This is a genomic window from Reichenbachiella sp. MALMAid0571 (assembly GCF_040151475.1).
Lineage (GTDB): Bacteria > Bacteroidota > Bacteroidia > Cytophagales > Cyclobacteriaceae > CAXBNB01.
The window spans coordinates 1-22,367 of record NZ_JBDKWG010000107.1; the positions used below are offsets into that span (position 1 = coordinate 1).

16 protein-coding genes and 1 riboswitch are annotated in these 22,367 nt (G+C 38.7%); of the genes, 5 read left to right on the forward strand and 11 right to left on the reverse strand.

The window, feature by feature from the left end; translation table 11 throughout:
* Positions 1-260: 260 nt before the first annotated feature.
* Complete coding sequence (locus tag AAOP42_RS05505) at positions 261-1,367, reverse strand: peroxiredoxin family protein (protein WP_349527464.1); 1,107 nt, start codon at positions 1,365-1,367, stop codon at positions 261-263.
* 33 nt (positions 1,368-1,400) lie between these two features.
* A complete protein-coding gene (gene alaS, locus AAOP42_RS05510) occupies positions 1,401-4,058 on the reverse strand; it encodes an alanine--tRNA ligase (protein WP_349527465.1) in 2,658 nt (885 codons plus the stop codon).
* A 155-nt stretch (positions 4,059-4,213) separates the two neighbouring features.
* Between alaS and AAOP42_RS05515 the strand changes: the two genes are divergently transcribed.
* From AAOP42_RS05515 to dprA, 4 genes are all read left to right on the forward strand, one after another.
* On the forward strand, positions 4,214-5,197 hold the full coding sequence (locus AAOP42_RS05515; protein ID WP_349527466.1) for a M23 family metallopeptidase: 984 nt from the start codon (positions 4,214-4,216) through the stop codon (positions 5,195-5,197).
* Positions 5,198-5,332: 135 nt separating this feature from the next.
* A complete protein-coding gene (locus AAOP42_RS05520) occupies positions 5,333-6,535 on the forward strand; it encodes a CapA family protein (protein ID WP_349527467.1) in 1,203 nt (400 codons plus the stop codon).
* A 4-nt stretch (positions 6,536-6,539) separates the two neighbouring features.
* The gene (locus tag AAOP42_RS05525) at positions 6,540-6,884 is read left to right on the forward strand and encodes a MerR family transcriptional regulator (RefSeq protein WP_349527468.1); all 345 of its coding nucleotides are present in this window, start codon (positions 6,540-6,542) and stop codon (positions 6,882-6,884) included.
* A gap of 36 nt (positions 6,885-6,920) precedes the next feature.
* Complete coding sequence (gene dprA / locus AAOP42_RS05530) at positions 6,921-8,021, forward strand: DNA-processing protein DprA (RefSeq protein ID WP_349527469.1); 1,101 nt, start codon at positions 6,921-6,923, stop codon at positions 8,019-8,021.
* Positions 8,022-8,039: 18 nt separating this feature from the next.
* Here the strand turns inward: dprA and AAOP42_RS05535 are convergent, their stop codons facing one another.
* Entirely contained in the window at positions 8,040-8,891 is an 852-nt protein-coding gene (locus AAOP42_RS05535) for a hydroxymethylglutaryl-CoA lyase (RefSeq protein ID WP_349527470.1), read from the reverse strand.
* A gap of 101 nt (positions 8,892-8,992) precedes the next feature.
* Here AAOP42_RS05535 and AAOP42_RS05540 point away from each other — a divergent pair, with 101 nt between their 5' ends.
* A complete protein-coding gene (locus AAOP42_RS05540) occupies positions 8,993-10,444 on the forward strand; it encodes a T9SS type A sorting domain-containing protein (RefSeq protein WP_349527471.1) in 1,452 nt (483 codons plus the stop codon).
* 2 nt (positions 10,445-10,446) lie between these two features.
* Here AAOP42_RS05540 and metF read toward each other — a convergent pair whose 3' ends face one another.
* The 8 genes from metF to AAOP42_RS05580 all read right to left on the reverse strand — a co-directional run bounded on the left by metF (position 10,447) and on the right by AAOP42_RS05580 (position 22,260).
* Complete coding sequence (gene metF / locus AAOP42_RS05545) at positions 10,447-11,403, reverse strand: methylenetetrahydrofolate reductase [NAD(P)H] (RefSeq protein ID WP_349527472.1); 957 nt, start codon at positions 11,401-11,403, stop codon at positions 10,447-10,449.
* A gap of 44 nt (positions 11,404-11,447) precedes the next feature.
* Entirely contained in the window at positions 11,448-11,819 is a 372-nt protein-coding gene (locus tag AAOP42_RS05550) for a four helix bundle protein (RefSeq protein ID WP_349527473.1), read from the reverse strand.
* 52 nt (positions 11,820-11,871) lie between these two features.
* On the reverse strand, positions 11,872-14,592 hold the full coding sequence (gene metH / locus AAOP42_RS05555; RefSeq protein WP_349527474.1) for a methionine synthase: 2,721 nt from the start codon (positions 14,590-14,592) through the stop codon (positions 11,872-11,874).
* 47 nt (positions 14,593-14,639) lie between these two features.
* Positions 14,640-14,993, reverse strand: coding sequence for a four helix bundle protein (locus AAOP42_RS05560; protein ID WP_349527475.1), 354 nt, complete (start codon positions 14,991-14,993; stop codon positions 14,640-14,642).
* Between the two features lie 28 nt (positions 14,994-15,021).
* Positions 15,022-16,035, reverse strand: coding sequence for a homocysteine S-methyltransferase family protein (locus AAOP42_RS05565; RefSeq protein WP_349527476.1), 1,014 nt, complete (start codon positions 16,033-16,035; stop codon positions 15,022-15,024).
* Positions 16,036-16,091: 56 nt separating this feature from the next.
* Positions 16,092-16,212: riboswitch (SAM riboswitch) on the reverse strand.
* Positions 16,213-16,387: 175 nt separating this feature from the next.
* Positions 16,388-17,287, reverse strand: coding sequence for a bestrophin family protein (locus tag AAOP42_RS05570; protein ID WP_349527477.1), 900 nt, complete (start codon positions 17,285-17,287; stop codon positions 16,388-16,390).
* 165 nt (positions 17,288-17,452) lie between these two features.
* Positions 17,453-19,255 (reverse strand): arylsulfatase, encoded by a 1,803-nt coding sequence (locus AAOP42_RS05575; RefSeq protein ID WP_349527478.1) that lies wholly within the window; start codon positions 19,253-19,255, stop codon positions 17,453-17,455.
* Positions 19,256-19,359: 104 nt separating this feature from the next.
* Positions 19,360-22,260, reverse strand: coding sequence for a S8 family serine peptidase (locus AAOP42_RS05580; protein ID WP_349527479.1), 2,901 nt, complete (start codon positions 22,258-22,260; stop codon positions 19,360-19,362).
* Between the last annotated feature and the right edge of the window lie 107 nt (positions 22,261-22,367).

The window sequence follows — 22,367 nt, forward strand, 5'->3', positions numbered from 1 at the left end:
GCCAAGTGATCTTCAGGTAGCCAATCGTTAAGGTCATGTGGCATAAAAGAAACTTGTTCTCTATCCGCTCCAATAAATGATATCATGCCCCAAGATATAAATAATTGGGTGGTTTATTAAGTCCGACAGACTCCTAGTGAAAAAAGCTATCAGAGGGCAATGAAAGATTGGGAGGAACGTAAGAAGTTTTAAGAGGATGACAAACCAAAAAGGGTTGCTTCATTTGAGGCAACCCTTTTTGGTTGGGATGAATTTTTAAGTTACCCAAAAATCTCCTTCAGTTTAGCTGCCAATTCTTCACCTCTCAAATTTTTTGCTAAAATATTGCCATCTGGATCGATCAAATAAGTAGCCGGAATAGCCTGAATGCTGTAAGTAGCTGCTGCTTCAGATTGGAAATACTTTAGGTCAGACACATGAGTCCATTTCAGCCCATCATCTTCTATGGCCTTTACCCACGCATCTTTGGTTCTGTCCAGTGATACGCTAAATACTTCAAAGCCATCTTTGTTGTATTGCTCATAGAGGCGAACTACATTGGGGTTTTCCATGCGGCAGGGCCTGCACCAGGCTGCCCAAAAGTCGATCATTACGTATTTTCCTTTGAAAGAACTCAGCGATACGATTTCTCCGTCAGGATTTGGTAGGCTTATCTCCGGAGCAGGAGAACCTATTGCCAGTTTTCTCAGGTTGTCAACCTGAACCACCAGGTTTTTTGTGTATGAGGAATTAGGAAGGATCTCTTTGTATTTAGTAGCAACACTGTCGTAAAAAGTAAAGTGCTCTTCGATAGGGAGAAATTGTAAAGCAAGAATACCTGAGATGGAACTGCCCATATTCCATATTTTCTCTTTTATCAATTTGTCACTTTCTTTTTTTTGCTCCATGTAGGCATCCTGTATTTTTTTGATACTGGCTTCATCTGCATTGTTTCTTGCCTGCATGAAAGTGGAGTTCAATTTATTAACTGACCTCTGAAAGTTCTCTTGTATTTTCACCAATGACATGATGTAATCGGTATCGGGTGATCCCTCAATTACCGGAGGGGCATTCCTGTCATTGACATCCGCCTTTACTTTTACATCTGTATCGTTTAGGATAAGGTTTACATATTTCCTACCATATAGATTGAGCCTGTAGAATGCAGGTTCATCAATTGCGACAGTTCTCATGAATTTGTTGGTGTCATCCAATTTGAAAGAATCGGTAACAGTGAGCTCGTCATTCTTTACCAGTTCCAGTTTTATAAGCCCTCCCTCAACTGGGTTGGCAATTTCACCGGACAGAACTATGCCGTTTTCCACTTTTTTGCTTTCGCATGAAAACAAAACAACAACGGATACTAATAGATGAGATAACTTCTTCACTTTATATTGATTTAGTTTGTTCCTTTAATAATGTTATGACTTGACAAATTGTAACGTTAATTCATTCGCCTTTTCTACTACTTTTGATAACCCTGTGATATCCTGGCCACCAGCAGTAGCAAAGAACGGCTGTCCGCCACCACCACCTTTGATCTCTTTTGCCAATTCTTTAACAATGTTGCCAGCATGAATGTTCAAAGATTTCACTATTTCTTCAGAAATCATAACAGCTATCTGGGGTTTGCCAGCTATATTCGCTGCTAAGACCATAATCAGGTTATCAATTTCATTTTTCAGTTCGAATGAAATTTTCTTTAAAGCTTCTGCATCAGGCAAGGTAGTTTCAGCAACCAACAAGTTGTAACCATTTACGGAATTAACGGCTCGGAGTAAGTTGTCTTTTTCCTTTCCGGCTTTTTCCAAGTTGATCGTTTCTATTTCCTTTTGAAGTTGATTTTTTTCAGAAATCAGTGTTTCCAATGCTTTTACTGTATCCTTTGGATTGTTTAGTATCGTATTTACCTCGCTTATTAATGAAAGGTTGCTTTCTATCAATTGCTCCGCTTTTTCAGAAGTCACCGCTTCTATCCTCCTTACTCCGGCAGCTACAGATCCTTCAGAAGTTATTTTGAAATACCCAATATTTCCGGTGGCTGGTACGTGAGTTCCGCCGCACAGTTCTACAGAGTAGTTTCTGTCGAAAGTAATTACCCTCACGAAATCACCATATTTTTCACCAAAAAGAGCCATTGCACCCAAACTTTTGGCCTCTTCTATTGGCACATTTCTTTTTTCATCTAATGAAATGTTTTCTCTTATTTTCCTGTTTACAATCTGCTCAACTTCTCTTATTTCTTCATTGGTCATTTTTGAAAAATGAGAAAAGTCGAACCGGAGTACTTTTTCATTTACCAATGAGCCTTTTTGCTGTACGTGTGTTCCAAGTACTTGGCGCAAAGCGGCATGCAGCAGGTGAGTAGCACTATGGTTGTTTTCAGTTAGTGCTCTTTTTTTGGTGTTTATCACACATTTGAAATTGGTGTTAAGATTTGCAGGTAAATCAGCGGTGATATGAATGATCAGATCATTTTCTTTTTTGGTGTCTAGCACGCTTACTTTTTGACCGTCTGCTTCCAGATAGCCAATATCCCCAACCTGTCCACCACTCTCTGCATAAAAAGGAGTTTGATCCAATACGATTTGGTACAGCTTTTTGCCTTTTTCTTCTATCTGACGGTATTTAACAATTTCTGCGTTTGCTTCTAATTCATCATAGCCCAAAAATTTCACTTTGTCCACTTCTTTTAATGTTATCCAATCGCCTGTAGATACCTCTGCTGCTTTTTTGGATCTCGTTTTTTGGACTTTCATTTCGGCTTTGAAAGCAGATTCATCTACTTTGAGGTTGTTTTCAGAGGCGATTAGCGCAGTGAGGTCATAAGGAAATCCGTAAGTGTCGTACAATTCAAAAGCTATTTTACCGTCTATAGTGTCAGATTTCCCATTAAGTTCTTTTTTGATGGCATCAAGTTTCACCAATCCTTTTTCCAACGTTCTTAAAAAGGAAACTTCCTCTTCCCGGATTACCTTGGCAATAAAATCTTCCTGAGATTTCAACTCCGGAAATACGTCCTCAAATTGCCTACTCAGTGTTGGTAGCAATTTGTAAAGAAATGGTTCTGTTATTCCAAGGAATGTATAGCCGTATCTTACAGCTCTTCTCAGGATTCTTCTGATCACATAGCCGGCTTTGTTGTTGGATGGTAGCTGGCCATCGGCAATAGCAAAAGATATAGCCCTGATATGGTCTGAAATCACACGGATTGCAATATCTGTTTTTTCGTTTTGCCCGTAAGGTTTATTTGATTCTTTCGCAATGAAATCAATTAATGGTGTAAACACATCGGTATCGTAGTTCGATTGTTTTTGCTGAACTGCCATTGCCAGACGTTCAAAACCCATGCCTGTATCTACATGTTTTGCAGGGAGGCTTTCTAAAGACCCATCAGCCAATCTGTTGAATTGCATGAATACCAGATTCCAAATCTCTACCACCAGAGGGTGATCCTGATTTACCAGATTTTTGCCGGGTGTTTTGGCTACATCCTCTACCGACCTTAGATCGATATGAATTTCTGAACAAGGTCCACAAGGGCCTGTTTCTCCCATTTCCCAGAAATTATCTTTCTTCGATCCGTTAATGATTCTGTCTTCGGGGATTATTTTCTTCCAGTAGTCGTATGCTTCCTGATCCAGTTCCAGCCCATCTTTTGCGTCTCCTTCAAAAACCGATACATACATCCGATCTGCCGGAAGTTTGTACACTTCAGTTAAAAGTTCCCATGCCCACTCTATGGCTTCTTTTTTGAAATACCCGCCTGCCGGACGGACAGGGTCACCAAATGACCAGTTACCCAGCATTTCGAACATAGTATGGTGGTAAGTATCGTGACCTACTTCTTCCAGATCATTGTGTTTACCTGACACCCTGAGGCATTTTTGAGTATCTGCTATTCTATTCGATGAAGGTTCTCCATTGCCTAGGAAATAGTCTTTAAACTGATTCATTCCGGCATTGGTAAACATCAATGTAGGGTCATTATTTACCACCAGAGGGGCGGATGCTACGATCTCGTGTCCTTTGTTTTTAAAAAAATCAAGAAACTTTTCTCTTATCTCCTTAGAAGTCATGTAACTTATTGTAATTCAGTTAGTTGTATTTTTATTCTTTTAATTAATAGAAAAATGTTTTATTTTGCAGCTTTAATTTTAATCAGCTGTAACAAATCAACGTATATTTTTTATTGCAAAAAAGAAAACGCAAAGTTAGGATTTTCTAAATTAATATGGCTAGAATAAAGTACTATTACGACACAGAATCTTGTAAGTATGAGCGTGTCAAGGTATCCACTGGTGATATCATCCTAAACCTTCTTGGTTTTTTCTGCATTGCGCTGATACTGGCGGTAGGAATTTTCTTTGTTTCCAATAAATATTTCAAGTCGCCAATAGTGGCACAATTGGAGAAAGAGAATGAAGAATTGAATTTTTACTATGATCTTTTGACCAAAGAAATGGATCATGCCAATGAAATGCTGGCGTCTTTGCAAGAAAGAGATGACAATGTATATAGGGTAATATTTGAGGCTGAGCCTATTTCCTCTTCTATTAGAAATGCAGGGGTTGGAGGAACCAACAGGTACAAGGAGTTAATGGATAGTGGTGTGGAGCGAGAAGAATTGATTTTGGATACTTATCAGAAAATAGATAAGCTGAAAAAGAAAATGTATATCCAGACCAAGTCTTATGATGAGTTGATAGACCTGGCAAAAAATAAAGAACTGTTTTTAGCGTCTATTCCGGCGATTCAGCCGGTGGCAAATAAAGACTTAAAGAAGGTGGCTTCCGGCTATGGAAGAAGGCCTGATCCATTTAGCGGGCTTCCTAAAATGCATTATGGTTTGGATTTTTCTGCTCCCAAAGGAACACCTGTATATGCTACCGGAGATGGAAAAGTAATTAAAGTTCAGAAAAAATTTGGAGGGTATGGATGGGAGATCGAAATAGATCATGGATTTGATTTTGTAACTAAATATGCCCACCTAAGTGCGTTCAATGTGAAAAAAGGTCAAGTTGTAAAAAGAGGTGAGCGTATAGGTGATGTTGGTGATTCAGGTCGTTCTACAGCCCCTCATTTGCATTACGAAGTGATAAAAGATGGTGATAAGTTAAACCCTGTTCATTATTTTGGTCAGGAATTGTCTCCCGATGAATATGAAGAAATTCTAAGATTGGCTTCTATTGAGAATCAGGCATTAGGTTCTTATTAGCAATAACAGAAAAAAGGTAATGAAAGCCATGACTTGTCATGGTTTTTTTTTGTCCAAAATGTTATTGTTGACCTTATGTGGATAACTAATAGCATTTTTAGTCATGCAATTTTCAGATAGGCCATAATTTTGAATGTGAAATCTAAAGTTCTATGTTTTGTGGCAGTAGCTACCGGGGTATTTGTTGTTGGCTGTAAGCAGCAACAAAAAATAACCTCCGTGACAAGTGTTCCTGTAGAAGTGAAAAAGGAACCGATAGATACTACATCAACGACACCAGTATTCTATATTACTCAGGAGAATGATACATTATATTCTCTGGATGAAGAGGTGGAAATAGAAATAAGCCGGGTATATAAAGATACGGTTTCTATCATTGGTGTTGGGGATATAATGATGGGGACAAATTTTCCGGAAGAGCATTACCTGCCGGGAAACAACGGAAGGGATTTGTGGGCAGAGGTGAGGGATACGTTGAAGAATGCTGATGTTACTTTTGGTAATTTGGAAGGTGTGATCCTTGATGAAGGAGGTGAGCAAAAGGAATGCAAAAATCCTAAAGTTTGCTATTTGTTTAGAACTCCAGAGTCTTATTTGTCTAATTTGACAGAGTCGGGATTTGATGTAATGAGTCTGGCTAACAACCATGCAGGTGATTTTGGGGAATTGGGTAGAAAAAATACTATGGCTTCTTTGGATTCACTGAATATAAGTCACGCTGGTCAGCTTACTGCACCTTTCGTGACTTTCAAGCGAAATGGGATGAGGTATGGTATGGTGGCCTTTTCTCCCAATAGAGGAACGGTCAGCATTCATAATGTAGAAAGAGCTAAAGAGATAGTTACTCACCTAGACTCCATTGTGGACATTGTAATTGTATCTTTTCACGGAGGAGCTGAAGGGAGCAAGTACGAACATGTGCTCCGTCAGACAGAAACCTTTTATGGTGAAAACAGGGGAAATGTCTATGAGTTTGCTCATACAATGATTGATGCTGGTGCTGATGTAGTTTTTGGCCATGGACCGCATGTAACCAGAGCAATGGATTTGTATAAAGACAGGTTTATTATATATAGTCTTGGTAATTTCTGTACTTACGGGCGGTTTAACTTAAAGGGGGTAAACGGGATAGCTCCAATAGTGAAAGTATATACCAACCATGAGGGAAAATTCCTTAAAGGAGAGGTAATACCTATAAGACAGCTGGGTGCCGGAGGACCAAAAGTTGACCCAAATAAATCTGTAATTAAGAAAATTCAGGAGCTAACGAAAAAAGATTTCCCGGAAATTAATTTAATGATTGATGATTCCGGTTTTATTAATTATATTGACAACTAGAATTGTGCCGTACAAAGAAAAAGAAATAGAGAAGAGATATTACACCATTGGCGAAGTAGCCGATGACCTTGGTGTAGCCACCTCCCTGATTAGGTTTTGGGAGAGTGAGTTCGACATCATCAAGCCAAAAAAGAACAGAAAAGGGAACAGGCAATTCACTAAGGAGGATGTAAAAAATGTGAAGCTTATTTATCACTTGGTAAAAGAAAAAGGCTACACCCTTAATGGCGCAAGAGAATTTATCAAGAGTGATGTAAATGCGGCAGTAGGGAAAATTGACATGTTGGACTCTTTGAAAAACATCAGGGCATTTCTTCAAAAAATGAAACAAGAGCTACAGAAAAATTAGCCCTCACTTTTATATTTCTCATATTTTCATTGGTCGATGAATGATGAAAAGCTTTATCAGGTAGCACTAAAATTTATTCATGGCATTGGAGATGTTAATGCCAAACAACTCATCAGCTATTGCGGTTCTGCCAAAGCTATATTCAACAATCCTAAAGCAAAACTTCAGAAAATTCCGGGAATAGGAGTAAAGACAATTGAATCAATTTTGTCTTCTAAAGTGCTGCATAGTGCGGAAAAGGAAATAGAGAAATGCCTGACGTCTAATGTTCACCTATTGTTTTATACCGATCCCGGTTATCCTTCCAGATTGAAATTAGTGAATGATTCACCTATCATTTTGTTTTCAAAGGGTAACATTGATTTTAACAAACAAAAAGTTGTAGGGATAGTAGGTACAAGAAAAGCTACAGAATATGGAAAGTCCGTGACGGAATCAATAGTTAAAGATCTGGTTCCTCATGATGCTATTATTGTAAGTGGATTGGCTTATGGCATTGATATTACGGCGCATCGGGCTGCATTGGACAACAACTTGCCAACAGTAGCAGTATTGGCTGGTGGTTTGGATAAAATATATCCTGTAGTACATAAAAAATATGTTGCCGATTTGATGGAAAATGGAGCCATTGTGTCTGAGAAATTTTTGGGTACTACTCCGGAAGCTCATTTTTTTCCGGCAAGGAACAGAATCATAGCTGGCATGTCTGATGCTATAGTTGTGGTAGAGGCTGCAGAAAAAGGAGGTGCACTGATTACAGGAGAAATAGCTTATTCGTACAACAGAGATGTATTTGCAGTGCCTGGTGATATTGATCATAAGTATTCTGAAGGTTGTAATAAACTTATTTCTAAACAAAAAGCCAATATCTATTCAGGTATATCAGATTTAGAATATTTGTTGAATTGGGACAAAGAGGAGAGAGTAGATTCTAAGCCGGTATTGAATATAGATCAATTTGATGGTGACACCAGAAAGGTAATAGAAGTTTTGCTTGAATTTAGGGATGGGTTGCAATTGGATGAGTTGTGCTGGAAAAGCCAGGTGCCAATCAATCAGGCTGTAAGTATTTTGTTGAATTTGGAGTTTGATGGTCTGGTAAGATCTTTACCTGGCAAAAAGTATAAACTGAGTTGATGTCATCTGTCTGGGAATTTATTTCCCCAAAAACACCTGTGGCGCAAAGTTGAGCGCATCATCTAATGCTTTGAAATCTATTCCAAGTTGATTGTCAAACTTGGCCAGGTAGTGGATTATTTTTTCAGTAGCAATATTACCAACAAGCTCATCCTTAGCCATCGGGCAACCTCCAAATCCATTAAGTGCTCCATCAAACCTTCTACAGCCTGACTTGTAGGCAGCATCAATTTTTTCAATAGAAGAATCCAAATCAGAATGTAAGTGAACTCCAAATTCGATTTTTGGAAACTGAGCAGCAATCGTTTTGAACAACGACTGAATGTTTGCCGGATTGGACAGGCCTACTGTATCGGCAAGTGAAATTATTGAAACACCTTTTTCTTCCAAATTTGCCACAAACTGTGCTGCAAAGTCCGTTTCATACGGATCGCCATAAGGATTTCCAAATCCCATGGAGATGTAAGTGACAAGTGTTTTGCCAGACTTTTGGCAGATGTCCTGAATGTCACTAATACCATCAAAAGCTTCAGCAATTGATTTGTTGGTGTTGTTTTGCTGAAATGTTTCGGATAGAGATAAAGGGAAGCCTAGGTATGATATTTCTTCAAATATGGAAGCTTCCTTAGCACCCCTTACATTGGCTACAATTGCTAGCAACTTTGTATCTGATCTAGACAATTCCAGCCCATTTAGCACTTCAATGGTATCACTCATCTGTGGGATGGCCTTAGGTGAGACGAAACTACCAAAATCTATCGTGTCAAATCCTACTTTCAATAGTTTGTTGATGTATTCGATTTTGAGGTTTGTAGGAATAAATTCCTTCAGACCTTGCATGGCATCCCGAGGACATTCTATGAGTTTCATAGGATAAATCTAGGTTTTAATCCCGAATTGCATAATAAAAGACGTAGTTTTTAAGGTGTTATATTTTTTGAATTGTAATTATGGCATCAAAAGCACTGTATATGAAAAAGTTTTTATACCTGGGTTTTGTTTTCGGTTTTTTGCAAGTGTTTACACTTAATGCTACGCATATTAAGTGTGGCTATATAACAGCAGAAAGGATTTATAATACATCTCTAAGCTATAAACTTATTGTAACCTTGCTGGGTGATACAGGTTCTTCAGTACCATTTGGAGGTGGAAATATTGATTTTGGAGATGGAACAGTAATTAATCTTGATGCCGGAGTAGATCCTTTCATTAGGACGGAAGTTATTGATGCTGAAGGTCGAGTTAGCTTGAATATATTGGAAATTATTCATACGTTTAGTTCTTCTGGTTCTTACATAGTTAGATTTAATGAACGCAATAGGAATGCTGGAATATTAAACATGTCCAACTCTGTAGATACACCTTTTTATATAGAATCTACAGTCGTTATCGATCCATTTTTAGGCTCAAATAATCTACCGTATATTGAAAATGTCGAAATACCGCAGTGGATATCAGGACAGAGTGGGCATTTTAACATAGCCGCTTTTGACCTTGAAGGAGATAGCATATCTTTCAAATTAGGAGTGCCAAGACAATCCAGAGACAGGTATGTTGACGAGTACAGAGACCCTGTTGATCCATCGTTTTATCCTAATACATTTTCAAAAGGGAATGAGAGTCAAGATGGGAAACCAATTTTTGAAATTGATCATATAACAGGGGATTTGATATGGGATGCGCCTGGTTTAGCTGGTGAATACAATACCGTCATAATCATTGAGGAATGGAGAAAGGTGGAAGGAAAGAGGTATAAGATGAGTCGGATGTACTTTGATTTTCAAATGATTGTAGAACCCGGTGATATAATAAAACCTTCTATTGTTATTCCGGAAAACCAATGTTATGCTGATGGGGAAATAATAGAAGAATCGTTTCTCGTGGAAGGGCAGACGAATATGAAAGTAGATTTATATACAGATGCCGAGGGGGTAATGATTAATGATGTTCCTATAGATGATTATAATTTTGATATATTAAAACCTTTGCATGAACTGAAATTTACTTATGACTCAAAGAATGCATCTCAACAATATTATAAGGTAGTGCTCAAAGTTGAAGCTGAACAAGACCAGCCAAAGTATTTGAATTATTTATGGTCAAAAGCGTTCTTTTTCGGGTTGAGTTGTGATGAAATAATCGAAGCACCTCAAATAGTCACTTCTGTAAATAGAGAAACAGAGATATTAGAATTCACCACATATTTTACGCAAACTTCTGGTACTATTTATTTTGGAAAGTTCTCCCTCCAAGATGCCAGTTTTCAATTATTTGATATCAATGGTAAATCCATACTCAATAAGAACGTACAGTTCGATCAAGGAGTGAGTAAGGTAATGTTTGATGCTCTCCCAAGTGGAATATACATAGCCAGCTTAGAAGCAGAATCTAACTTATACAAACAGAAGGTATTGATTAGGTAATACTAAAACACTCCTTCAGCGATTTTCTGAACACTGGTTGATTTCCCCATAGAGTAATAGTGTAAAACTGGAACCCCACTAGCTTTCAGTTCTTTAGATTGTTGGATACCCCATTCAATACCGATTTGTTTGGCTTCCGTATTGTCTTTGCATTTGTGCAGTGCATTGGCCAAGTCGTCTGGTAAATCGATATGGAAAATACTGGGTAGCACAGTTGCCTGACTTTTAGTAGTGATTGGTTTCAATCCCGGAATGATTGGTACATTGATTCCCATTTCTTTACATTTTTCCACAAACTCAAAGAATTTTTGATTGTCAAAAAACATTTGAGTTACAATATATTGTGCACCACCATCTACCTTGTCTTTGAGGTATTTCAAATCTGTATTCAGATTGGGAGCTTCAAAATGTTTTTCCGGGTAGCCTGCTACTCCGATGCAAAAATTTGTTGGGAATGCATTTTCAAGGCTTTCGTCCAGGTACCTGCCGTGGTTCATATTGTTCACCTGTTCCAAAAGCTCGGTGGCATATTGGTTGCCTCCGGGTGTAGGAATAAATTTACCGTCGGACTTGATTGCATCTCCACGTAGCACCAATACATTGTCAATACCCAGAAAGTTTAGGTCTATCAGTGCATTTTCAGTTTCTTCTTTGGTGAACCCACCACATATAATGTGTGGTACTGTATCAATCTTGTAGCGATTCATCAGGGCAGCACATATACCTACAGTTCCAGGACGTTTTCTGGTTGTTTTCTTTTCCAAAAGCCCGTTTGGATGCTTTTTGAAAATATATTCTTCCCTGTGATAGGTTACATCTATAAATGGAGGCTTAAATTCCATTAATGGGTCGATGTGGTTATAAATACCGTCTATGTGCTCTCCTTTTTTTGGAGGGATAATCTCCAGTGAAAAAAGAGTGTTGCCCTTAGCGTTTTTTATATGTTCGGTTACTTTCATTCGTAATTGGTGTTGTAGTTCTTCAGTATTATAGTGTTTTGGTTTTAATCTAATTTCCTGTTTTTCAGGTAGCGGATAAGTCCAAGGACTAGTTTTCTGGTCTTGTCTATCTGATCGTGAATTTCTTTCAAATATTTAGCATCAGAATAGTTTAAGTCCTCCAAAACATAAATCATACTTTTTACTTCAGCGGCAGAACTGCTTGAGTATTCTAAAAACCTTATAAATTCTTTGTTACTATATCTTCCAAATCCTTCTGCAATATTATTCATTATTGACAATGAAGCTCTTCTCAATTGACTCTTTGTATCATAGTCTATTAAATTGTTTTGATTGAGATTGGAATATATGTTTTTGACTAAAATCCTGGATTCTTTCCAACAATCTAGGTCTTCAAATTTTTCAATTTTTGCCATTACAATTCAACATTTAAACTATAACACTATACAACATAGTACTGAAACACTCTTAGTTGTACGCCAAATTAGGTGATAACCACCTTTCAGCCTCTTCTAAAGTCATATTTTTTCGTTTGGCATAATCTATTACCTGATCTTTTTCTATTTTTCCAAGTCCGAAGTATTTGGAATTTTCATTGGCAAAATAGAAACCACTAACTGCAGCAGCCGGGTACATGGCATTGGATTCTGTTAATATTATGCCAGTTTCCTTTTCTACATTTAGCAAATCAAACAATAAGGGCTTTTCCGTATGATCCGGGCAGGCAGGGTATCCTGGTGCCGGACGGATGCCCTTGTACTTTTCAGAGATCAATTCCTGATTATCCATTGTTTCTTCAGGAGTATATCCCCAAATTTCTTTTCTTACCTTTTTATGCATCAGTTCAGCAAACGCCTCGGCTAAACGATCGGCTATAGCTTTGACCATGATGGATTGGTAATCGTCATGCTCTTTTTCGTATTTCTCCAATATTTTTTCTATTCCTATACCAGCAGTAACTGCAAAAAAGCCCATGTAATCTTGTCTTTTGCTTGATTCCGGAGCGATAAAATCCGCCAGGGATAAATTGGCGATATTTTTTCCTTTCTTACCCTGCTGTCGCAAAAAATGGAAAGTGGTTAATTCTTTGCCATTTTCATCTGTGATTTTTACGTCATCACCATTAGTATTGTTGGCAGGATAAATTCCAATAATTCCATTGGCAGTTAAGCTTTTTTCGGCAATGATTTGATCCAACATTTTGTTGGCATCATTAAACAGTTTTTTTGCTTCATCTCCAATGATTTTGTCATCAAAAATCTTCGGGTATTTACCTTTCAGCATCCATGTCTGGAAAAAGGGAGTCCAGTCGATGTATTCTCTGATTTCTTCCAACGGATAGCTGTTATAGGTCTTATTTCCTATGAAATTTGGTTTTGTAATGGGTGTGGTTTCCCAATCTATTTTGAAACAATTTTCCTGAGCCTCTGCAAAGGGAATGTAGTTTTTATCTTTTGTTCTTCCTGCATGCTTTTCTCTTGCTTCCTGATATTCTTTTTTTACTCCTGAAACGTATGCCTCTTTCTTTTCACTCAGTAAATCTCCGGCAACAGGAACACTTCTCGATGCATCCAAAACATAAACCACAGGTCCGGAATAGCAAGGATCAATTTTTACTGCAGTATGAATCCGGGAAGTGGTAGCACCTCCAATCAGTAATGGAAACTGAGCTTTCTCTCTTTCAAGTAATTTTGCAAAGTCCACCATTTCATCTAACGAAGGGGTAATCAAGCCACTTAATCCAATAATATCGGCGTTCACCTCACGGGCTTTTTCCAGTATTTTTTCTCCTGGTACCATCACACCCATATCTATGATCTCATAGTTGTTGCATGCCATCACCACACCAACTATGTTTTTTCCGATATCATGCACATCACCTTTCACTGTGGCTAAAAGTACTGTTCCGGCATTTTTTGCTGCTCCTTCTGCCTTTTCAGCTTCCAGATAAGGTGTAAGGTAAGCCACCGCCTTTTTCATTACACGGGCACTTTTCACTACCTGTGGCAAAAACATTTTTCCTTCACCAAAAAGATCTCCAACCACATTCATCCCGTCCATCAATGGGCCTTCTATGACGTGCAAAGGCTTGTCTAAAAGCTGGCGTGCTTCTTCAGTATCTTCGTCAATAAATTCAACAATTCCTTTGACCAACGCATGTTCGATCCTTTTTCCTACCGGGAGCTCTCTCCATTCATCGTTTTTCTTTTCGGCCCTTTCACTTCCTACAAACGATTCAGCAAAATCAAGCAGTCTTTCAGTGGCATCTTCTCGTCTGTCCAATAAAACGTCTTCCACTTTTTCCAATAATTCTTTTGGAATGTCATCGTACACCTCAAGCATTGCAGGGTTTACTATTCCCATGTCCATTCCCTGACCAATGGCATGGTACAGGAAAGCAGAGTGCATGGCTTCTCTTACAGGATTGTTGCCCCTGAAAGAAAAAGACACATTACTGACACCACCACTTACATGTGCTGCGGGCAGGTTTTCTCTAACCCAGCGGGTAGCCTGGAAAAAATCCAGTGCATTCTTCCTGTGTTCATCCATGCCAGTAGCTACCGGGAAAATATTAAGATCGAAAATAATATCCTGTGGAGGGAAATTGATTTTAGGGCCAACCATCAAATCATACGTTCTCTTAACGATTTCAATTCTTCTTTGGTAATTGTCAGCTTGTCCATCTTCGTCAAAAGCCATGACGATGGTTGCGGCACCATATTGTTTGATGAGTTTAGCCTGACGGATAAATTCTTCTTCGCCTACTTTTAAACTAATAGAGTTTACTACTGATTTTCCCTGCACACATTTCAATCCTGCTTCTATGATTTCCCATTTGGAACTGTCAATCATGACGGGAATTTTTGCAATGTCTGGTTCAGATGCCATAAGATTCAGAAAATCAGTCATGGCTTTAACTCCGTCCAACATCCCTTCATCCATGTTTACGTCGATGATTTGTGCGCCTCCCTCTACCTGATCTCTTGCTATGGCAAGTGCATCTTCGAATTTTTCTTCTTTGATCAACCGAAGAAATTTTCGCGAACCAGTAACATTCGTCCTTTCTCCTACATTTATGAAATTTAGTTCAGGAGTGACAATCAATGGCTCCAATCCGCTGAGTTTCATTGGCGCATAATTGTGCCATTTGTATTTGTATTTTCCTGGATAGTCGGGGTGTATGTTCATTTTATTTTGAGTCAACGGTCAACTGATGACAGTCAACCGAATTTACGTTAGTTAATCGATTTTATAAGAGCTTGGGTTTTTACAATGAGTGTTTCGGTTTGATTATAGTATTTTAGAAAATATTCTTCGTTTATAAGATTTCTCCCCTTAGCTAGATAGAGACAAGTAATCACTTCAAGTCCGGATCTATTGGCGTATCTAAGGAACCTTTTAAATTCAGAATTAGATTGACCTGTGCTACCTTCAGAAATGTTAAGAGCAATAGAATCGGCTACTCTTTTTATTTGAGACGTTAAAATGTAGAGTTCGCTCTTAGGCCATTCTAATGTGAGTATATGAATTTCATTTGCCAACTGAATGGCATCTTTCCAAACCCTTAAATTTTCAAATTTAAAACTCATACTATTTTATTATAACCCAATCTTTCTGTTAGCTGTTAACAGTTGTCCGTTGACTATGAACAATTCTAGGCTTATACCCATCTGCCAATTCTGCTATTGCTTTAATATGATCAGGAGTGGTGCCACAGCATCCACCAATGATGTTGATCAAATCTTCATCTAGAAATTCTTTGATTTGACTTACCATGTCTTCCGGAGTTTCATCATAAGCACCAAATTCGTTGGGTAAACCTGCGTTTGGGTGAGCACTGATGTTGAATTCTGATTTACTGGATAACACATGCAAATAAGGCTTCAATTCTTTGGCTCCCAAGGCACAATTCAATCCAACACTTAGCAAATCCAAATGAGAAATTGAAATAAGAAAGGCTTCTGTATTTTGTCCGGACAATATCCTGCCACTGGCATCAGTAATAGTTCCTGATACCATGATTGGTATTTTGATTCCACGTTCTTCTGCTATTTCATCGATGGCCATTAAGGCTGCTTTGGCATTTAAAGTATCCGTGATGGTTTCTACCAGCAATAAGTCAGCTCCTCCATCAAGTAGGGCTTTTGCCTGATCTGAAAATGCCTGCTTCAGTTGATCGAAGTTGATCGCTCTGAATCCGGGATCGTTTACGTCGGGCGACATAGATGCCAGTCGGTTGGTAGGTCCCATTGATCCTGCTACAAACCGGGGTTTGTCAGGTTCATTGGTGCTAAATTCTACAGCAACTTCTTTTGCCAATTTTGCCGATTCAAAGTTGATCCGATAAACCCAGTCTTCCAGTTTGTAGTCTGCCTGAGCGATCCAGGTACTGCCAAAAGTATTGGTTTCTACGATATCGGCTCCTGCTTCAAAATATGCTGCATGAATTCCTTTGATTACATCCGGCCTGGTGATAGACAGCAAATCATTGTTGCCTCTCAATGGAACAGGATGGTCTTTTAGTTCTTCATTTCTGAAGTCCTTTTCTTCTAATTGATGACGCTGGATCATTGTGCCCATTGCACCATCCAAGATCAATATTCTTTCTTTGAGAATATCTCTAATGTCCATATCTAATTGTTTAGCTTGGAACTCAATTTTGCTTACCTAAGAAATCACTTGACGATTACCTATCTTTTTCCAACCGGAAACGGTCGGAGTGGGAATTGGCACAACATCCGTATTGCGGCTATGGATATGTTGCCAAGACGTCTAAGGGCCCAATCCCTCGGTCTTTCTTGATAAGTAAGGCAAATATAAGTGAAAAATAATAGGCTGCAAGCTAAATCCGAATGCAATTTCCGGTAGGTGAGTTAAAAAGGATTGTCGAATTCTGTTAATTCTTTGCACAGAACCAACAAAGGTGGAGCATGTAGAAATCAGGTGTTCCGGTTTTTTTGAATTAGTTGTAAAGTATTAACGGTTATTTTGTTGCTACTACAGGGTATTCATAATTCTCTGTATCAATAATCTCTCTCACCGCATTTTTGATTTTTACAGCCAATTCATCAAGAGGCAAGTCATTGATGTCAGTACCAAAGGGGTCTTCAATTTCTTCAGCTATTAATTCAATACTAAACAGGAAGTAGAAAATTGACACTACAATTGGCACGGCCCAGTATCCAAATTGCCAAACCAGTGCAAAGGGTAAGGAATTGATGTAAAAGAAAACGAATTTTTTGATAAACATACTGTAGGAATAAGGTATGGGGGTTGATTTAATACGCTCGCAAGCACCAATAATATCAGTAAATGCTTTCATTTCCTTATCCAGTACGAAAAACTGTTCCTGACTCAAATCACCTCTGTCTCTCAATAGTTGAATTCTTTGGTACATTATTCTATTGATCATATTGGGACGGTGTTTACTTTTGATCACAGCACTTTTCATTTCTGGATCCGGAAATTCCATTTCTCCTACCTTAATGCTACCTCTAAGATGCTCTTTCATCGAAAAGACCAGATTTGGAATTTGAGTTCTAAAGAAATGTTTATCCTCTGGGTTGGTTGTGAATGAACTTATTTTGATGGCCAAGGTTCTGCAGTTGTTGACCAGAGAACCCCAAAGCTTACGGCCTTCCCACCAGCGATCATAGGCGGTATTCGTTCTGATAACTAGAAACAGGCCAAGTATAATCCCTAGTATGGAGTGAAAAGCAAGAGTACCTTCGTATTCTAATTTAATGATTTCCTTCATCACGTATTCTACCGACGCAGTAAATGCTCCTACCAACACCATCATTGGCAAAAGAGCTCGCATTACATGACGGCTGTAAACACTAAATATGTGTGAGACATACGTTTTGGGATTGTACTTTATCATCGTAGTTGGTTGGTTGGTGATACTTTGATTCCAAAGTAAATAATAAATTGTTAATATTTAGAAGATTCTTGGAATTCGATTGACTTTAGTCAATTAAAATCTTTTTAGAGCAATGAGGAAGAACCGTTTGTCGGTATTTTACCTTGATGTTTCGACTTGCCTGCATCAAATTTTTGGAGTGAAATTTTGTTTTTTCAGCAGTAGTAATCTAAAATCTAAAGCTTCCTTACCCGGAATATCAGGTGCTTGCAATATCAACTGACCTGTATTTTTATTCAGATGAATAGCACCCATATTCAGAGGCTTAAAATCTTTCGTATAAGACTCAATTCGTTTGTGTCTATCGTATTGCATACCAATCAATGGTGGATCATGCGGTTCGGTGATTTTGGTTTTCAGAGTATCTGAATCAAAAATGAGTTCAATGGTTGAGCCTGTATTTTCCTTCGAACAAGTGTAGTATATAGTTGCATCGTAATCTCCTTCCTCTAATACTTCTATGTCCCATGAGATATAATCTTTCTCATCCGTCCAATTGGTAAAATAGGAACAGTTTGGCCACCGATTCGACCTTTGTATGTTGCCATGAGCCTGGCCGTCTTGCGCAGGTATTTGAGTATATTCAAAATCGGGATGGCCAACAGGAAAGGTTCTCAAATCCTTTTTTGGGAGTTCGGATAATACATCAGTTTTCCATTGGTCTTTGATATTCATCATCTCCTTTTTTATATCGGGATATTGATCAGATACATCAGTGCTTTGACCCGGATCTTTGATCATGTGGTACAGGTTGTCTTCCGCATCCAATCGGAATCGCTGACTTCTTACACTTGTACTATTTCTCCAATTATTGATAATATATCTGTCTTCCCAATCAGAATCATTTTCTATAAGTAGTGGTTTTAGACTTTTTCCATCCAAAGGTTTTTTAGGAGAAAATCTAATTCCGGCCAACTTGGTTAGCGTTGGGTATAAATCCAACATACTGGAAATTTTAGTGATTTTTTTTCCAGCATCTATTTTTCCTTTCCACTGAACTATGAGAGGAGACCTTACCCCGCCTTCATCGGTAGATCCTTTTTTGCCTTTCATATTACCGTTCCATCGGTATCCATTGGGTCCATTGTCAGATAGGTAAGCGATGATGGTGTTTTCTGTTAGTTTTAGTTCATCAAGTTTTTTGATCAGCCTTCCTACATTCCAGTCTATGTTTTCACACATAGCAAGTGCAGCTCTGGTGTGCTGAAGATCCTCTTTTTCAGGATTCCGGTGAAGCATTTTTAATTCTTTGTTCTCATATTTTCGCCACCATTCATCAGGTATCTGCATGGGGCTGTGTGGCGTGTTGTATGGAAGGTATAGGAAGAAAGGATTGCTTTTGTTATTTTCAATAAAGGTTATGGCTTTGTTTGTGAAATCATCTATAATAAATCCTTCACCCTGAACCAATTGTCCATTGTGTTCTAAAAGGGGAGCGAAATAGTTGCCCCAATGACCTGAGCAAAAGCCATAGAATTCGTCAAAGCCACGTCCGTTTGGGTGGTATGGGTATTGCATTCCATTGTGCCACTTACCAATGACAGCTGTTTGATATCCGGCTTGTTTGAAGGTTTGGGCTATGGTAGTTTCATCCAAATCCAATCTTTCTCCACCTGCACTGGTGCTGTACACCCCACCTCTGACATGATACCTTCCGGTCAGCAATTCTGCCCGGGTAGGGGAACATACTGGGCTCACATAGAATCTATCGAAAATGGTACCTTGCCGGGCTAATTCATCAATATTAGGAGTATTTATATTCGAATTTCCATTGATACTTAAATCTCCCCATCCCTGATCATCCGTTAGTATAAAAACAATATTGGGAGTAACATCCACTTCATTTTTCGCACATGAAAATAAGGCTGTAAGAGCAATAAATGCAATACACAGTTTTATTCCGTATGAAGAAAAAAAATGTTGGGCCATAATGTTTTGGAAGACACGGATAGTTTTTGGTTTTAAAGGTAAATATATTTTTTAGAATAAAGTTTTGCTACATTGATACTTCAATCCATGTATTGGGTGATGTCTTATATTTTCATAAACCGACTTACTTCTATGCCTGTAGTTGTCTCTACCTGAACGATATAGACACCACTGCTAAAGGCACTTATGTCAACTATCATTCTACTTTCGAACGACGAGGTAAACAACACATTACCACTGATATCAACGATAGAAATCTTTGTGCCTGATAGCTCGGAAGTTAAGTTCAGACTAATGTTTGCTGAAGATGGGTTCGGATAAATAGTAAGGTTCTGGTCGTATGTGATATCGGTAGAAGTTTTTCCAATGATAGGGGTGAAATTACTATTGCTAATTTCTTCCTGAATATTGACGGTATAGTCTTCTGTTTCCCCATAAGCATAAGATTCACAAGAACCGGACTCTTGATTATATTTCATCGAAACTCTGAGTAAGGTTTCTCCAAGCAGAGCACTAGCTGGTATATTAAATTGATGTAAGGTCAGGTTGTCTGCATCTGCCTGGCTGGTCAATACTTTTTCACCTGTGTCTGTAAAGAGTCCGTTGTGATTGAAATCTATCCACACATTCCAGTATTTCGGAAAATTAGTCAGTTGTCCGGCTTGCAAGCCTATTTCTACTTCTGAATCTCTTTGCAGGTCAGTGACCCACGAGCTGAAATCTGCATATCCACCATTATTTCCACTTTCATTATTGATAGAACCAAATTGTACCAGTTGTATCCATTCATTTTCGGATGATCCTCCTGACGCAATACAATATGGAGTAAATTCAACGGATGCTGAAAAACTTGAATTAGAATTTTCTGAACATTGGGATTGAACCTGAAACTCATAAGTTTCCCCGGAACTTAAACCTGAGAGTGCAACAGAAGAAATGTTTGAAGTTTCTGTTTGCCAAGTGGCTGATCCTATCACCCTATACCTGACGTCATAAGACTGAATGGCTCTAACCGTATCCCATTTTAGTTTAATACTTGAAGTAGTAATGTTGCTGTATGTAATGTTTTCAGGAACATCCGGACGACATTCCGTCTGAAATGTGAATGGATTAGTGAATCCTGAAATATCTACTGTTGAGCATAGTGATTGCATTTCTACTTCATAGATTGTACCTGCCAACAGGTTGGTTAATGTTGCGTTGTTGCTTGTTGCTTCAAAGTTATTCCAGTCAATCATACCCTTTTCTCTGTACCTTCCCTGATAATTGTTTACTCCCAGCAACGGATCCCAGGAAATAATAGCTGATTGGTCGGTTATGTCATTTGCAGCGAAATTATCTGGTTTTACAGGATTGCAAGAAGATGGTACAATGCCTGAAACAATAAGAGAGAAATTTTGAGCCCCGTTAGTCAAAGAACCTTTGTGGTTTATTGTAATGGTGTATTCCCCGTATGCGGGATTGCTTATCTCAATTTTTTCTACATTGTCAATTGAATTGTCTCCTGAGGATGCGGATGCACTCAGGTTATTTGGATTTAATGTCCAGGGAGAATAGGTGGAAGTTGATGAGGTAAGCCGGCAATCCAGGTCGTTGACAAGCAGTTTGGATGTAGAGTTTTGCGAAGTAATGCTTTCTGTCAGAGGTGTTCCTTTTGGATCAGTCCAACAGATTGTCAAAACGAGAGGAGACAGTCCGTCTGCCACTATTATTTTTTGAAAAGACTCTCCGTTATTTAAAGTATGCTCCTCTATCAGGGTGGATTCTTTATTTTCAGAAATGGTTTCTGCGGCTGCTTTTACGTCTAGCAAACCCCAGCCATATTTGTAGTCGGGTCCGGGATTTGATCCGGCTTCTTTGGCTGAATGTATAACTAAGCCTCTAAGGGTGGCAGATCGCATGAAAGCATTATTGAGGTTGTTGTAATGCTGCTGCAATAAAATCAATGAACCGGCTACATTGGGTGTGGCCATGGAAGTGCCACTTAACGATTCATAATCCGAATTTCCTCCACTGAATGAAGACCACACATCCACACCATTTCCTACTATGTCAGGCTTGATCCTGCCATCATCTGTGGGGCCTGTAGAACTGAAATAGGCTAACTCCACACTTGAGCTCCCAGTGTAGTTCAGTACATCATCAACTGCTCCAACTACAAGTACGTTTTTTGCAGTACCCGCACCTTCCAGTAAATCATATCCATTTCGTGAAGTGTTTTTACCATCATTGCCATCGTTTCCTGCCGCTTTCACAATCAAATAGTATGGTGCGGCAAAGGATATTTCATCCCATGCTTCTGCAGTATCATCATAGTAGCCAAACCTCCAATTTGGCCAGCCGTCTCTGGAATCCGTACTGTATCCATACGAATGGCTGGATATCAGGTAGCCTCCTGCGGCAAAAGCTGTCATTTCGGATTCATCAGAATTCCAGTCGCTTGCACGGAGCAAGGCTGCTGATGCCATGCCTTTCGCTGAGTCGGACACACCTGCAGCGATCAGCGTTCCTGCTACGTGAGTGGCATGTTCCGTTCCACTATTAGAACTTGAAAACCGAATTCCATCTACCAGTGTCACTCTCCCGCCAAACTCCTGATGAGTAGTTCTGACGGCATCTCCATCCCACAAACCCAGAGTCATTGATTCTCCATTTAAATCTAAACCTGAAAGACCTCCTGTCCAGAGACTTGATGCACCAGTGGTCTTGGCTGCATTGATATTGAAAGTAGTATAATAAAGAGGAGTATTTTCAGAAGTGATTTTTTGAATTTCAATTACCCTGTCATTTCGGTATATTTTACCCGATTCCAATCCATTTTTTTTTGCAAATTCGATTGCCAGTTTTTTTCTTTCTGATTGATCGGATTCCAACTTTTGCTTAAGTGTATTGATTTTTGTTTTATCAGGAACCAGATTGTTTCTTTGAAATTGATTTTGTGCATCGCCCTCCAGATGAATAAAAGTAATAATAAAAGTGAAGGCAAGTAGAAATTTGAATTTCATGTATTGGGTGAAAATTGATTTTGTATGCTATTAGACCTTTTGCCTTTTCAATGGTTTAAATTGAAAATCGTTCATTTATATTCTATGAAAAAATGTTGAATATGAAT

Coding starts and splice junctions, on each gene's coding strand:
- AAOP42_RS05515 (WP_349527466.1), top strand. CDS start 4,214: ATGGCTAGAATAAAGTACTATTACGACACAGAATCTTGTAAGTATGAG.
- AAOP42_RS05535 (WP_349527470.1), bottom strand. CDS start 8,891: ATGAAACTCATAGAATGTCCTCGGGATGCCATGCAAGGTCTGAAGGAA.
- AAOP42_RS05580 (WP_349527479.1), bottom strand. CDS start 22,260: ATGAAATTCAAATTTCTACTTGCCTTCACTTTTATTATTACTTTTATT.
- alaS (WP_349527465.1), bottom strand. CDS start 4,058: ATGACTTCTAAGGAGATAAGAGAAAAGTTTCTTGATTTTTTTAAAAAC.
- AAOP42_RS05570 (WP_349527477.1), bottom strand. CDS start 17,287: ATGATAAAGTACAATCCCAAAACGTATGTCTCACACATATTTAGTGTT.
- AAOP42_RS05575 (WP_349527478.1), bottom strand. CDS start 19,255: ATGGCCCAACATTTTTTTTCTTCATACGGAATAAAACTGTGTATTGCA.
- AAOP42_RS05565 (WP_349527476.1), bottom strand. CDS start 16,035: ATGGACATTAGAGATATTCTCAAAGAAAGAATATTGATCTTGGATGGT.
- metF (WP_349527472.1), bottom strand. CDS start 11,403: ATGAAAGTAACCGAACATATAAAAAACGCTAAGGGCAACACTCTTTTT.
- metH (WP_349527474.1), bottom strand. CDS start 14,592: ATGAACATACACCCCGACTATCCAGGAAAATACAAATACAAATGGCAC.
- AAOP42_RS05550 (WP_349527473.1), bottom strand. CDS start 11,819: ATGGCAAAAATTGAAAAATTTGAAGACCTAGATTGTTGGAAAGAATCC.
- dprA (WP_349527469.1), top strand. CDS start 6,921: ATGAATGATGAAAAGCTTTATCAGGTAGCACTAAAATTTATTCATGGC.
- AAOP42_RS05560 (WP_349527475.1), bottom strand. CDS start 14,993: ATGAGTTTTAAATTTGAAAATTTAAGGGTTTGGAAAGATGCCATTCAG.
- AAOP42_RS05540 (WP_349527471.1), top strand. CDS start 8,993: ATGAAAAAGTTTTTATACCTGGGTTTTGTTTTCGGTTTTTTGCAAGTG.